Here is a 1,653-nt window from a genome sequence, read left to right on the forward strand (position 1 = left end):
CCATCAGTCTCAGTCCCGCGCCGTACATCAGCGAGGCCATGAGCCACTTATCGCCGGTCAGGTTCGTCAGCACGGCTTTCACTTCCTCGCGGGTCATGACCACAGGCAGGCGTTTGGGTTTGCGGGCACGGATGACTTCGCCCAGGTCGCCCACTTCACGACCGAGGACGTGACGATAAAGGAAAAGCAGCGCGGAAAGCGCCCGGTTCTAAGTGGAGGCGCTTACCTTTCCCTTCGCAGCCAGATGCGTCAGGAAGGCGTTGATTTCCGGTTCGGCCATTTCGGCGGGGTGGCGGATGTTGTGAAAGTGGATGTAGCGTCTGAGCCAATGGCAATAGGCTTGCTCCGTACGCGGACTGTAATGGCGCGACCGCAAGGATTCGCGCAACTGGTCAAGCAGCTTAGGTTGACGGGCGTAACCAACCTGCCTATCCCCAAGGGATGGAAGGGATTCATTCCCTCTCACTGGAGAATCCATGAGGCTTGCGTGAACACCTGAAGCCATCATCTGCGCTCCTCGCGGGAAGCCAGTTTGCCGGATTTGAGCCACTTATCGAGTTCCTTCGCATCGTGTCACAGGGATAGGAAATCGACATTGACACCGCTTCCGGCCTGCCGGAACGGCCTGATCTTTGGTAACCCGTTGATATTGAAGGTTTTCGGTTAACAGCCGGAGAAAGAGAACGGTTATGAAGAGGGTTGCGCACGGGGAGCCAAAAATACATCCGCTGAACCCAGCGGTTTTTTAAAGCGAGGCCGCCCGAGTTCGCGCCAAGTCGGTGCTTTCGTCCCTTCTCCGCTATCCCTTTCCGGCCCCTCATCTGTTGCTGGCCCCCCCACTTCGGACACACCCGGGTTTGGGCCCGATGAAAAACGGCCCGGCAACCGTGCCAGGTTGATCGGCAGAGCCTTATGATGATCCTATTTGTGTTTCTCAACAATACTGTCAACGGACAGCGAAAATGTCATGGGGTTAGGTACTAAAACGGGACAGGGACAAGGTCCACTTCCTTTAGGAAGCGGGAAATGTCATCCCCCCCTAGGGTATCTGCTCAAGAGAATGCTCATGGATCCTCTTTCTGCTAACCCTCTTTTCGTACTCCCTTTTCCATGGATGGTCAGGTCCCGGAGTCCAGGGCTTTCTCACCCTTTCCCCCGTGGATGTCGCCGTGCTCGCTTCCGCCGAGGCCATCTTTGCCGCTTCTTCCTCGACCATCACCAGCTTGTGGAAGGCCCCCTGGTGGTGCAAAACCGTTCTCCCGTCCATAAGGTCCAGGACCTCCACCTCAACCCCTTTGCGGAATAGGACCTTTCTGCCCTGGGAGTCCAGGGCGGACCACTTCCGACCCTTCCACGAGACCGTGGAGTCGCCGGTCATCTTCCGAAAGACCCTGCGGCACAGGATGAGGGCGAGGTCCTCCTTTGAAGGCGCCGGCATGAAGGCCGTCGCTTCATCCTTCGGCGGTACGGCGAAGAGATCGTTATGCCTGGTCCTGTAGGAAGCGAGGAAGGCATTGGCCTCCTCCAGGGTAGATACCCCCGCCACCCTCAGGTCGACCACCAGGCGGTGCTGCAAGGTCCCCCAGAGCCTCTCTATACGCCCCTTAGCCTGGGGGGAGAGGGCCTTGATGGCCTTGATGCCCAGGATCTCCA

1 protein-coding gene and 1 pseudogene are annotated in these 1,653 nt (G+C 58.1%); both read right to left on the reverse strand.

The window, feature by feature from the left end:
* Positions 1 to 478 (reverse strand): annotated as a pseudogene (locus GX108_02280) (site-specific integrase).
* Between the two features lie 561 nt (positions 479 to 1,039).
* Positions 1,040 to 1,653 (reverse strand): integrase (locus tag GX108_02285; protein NLO55875.1); only part of this gene is annotated, 614 nt, incomplete at its 5' end.

Origin of the sequence: Thermovirga sp. (assembly GCA_012523215.1) — a bacterium.
Taxonomy (GTDB): domain Bacteria; phylum Synergistota; class Synergistia; order Synergistales; family Thermovirgaceae; genus 58-81.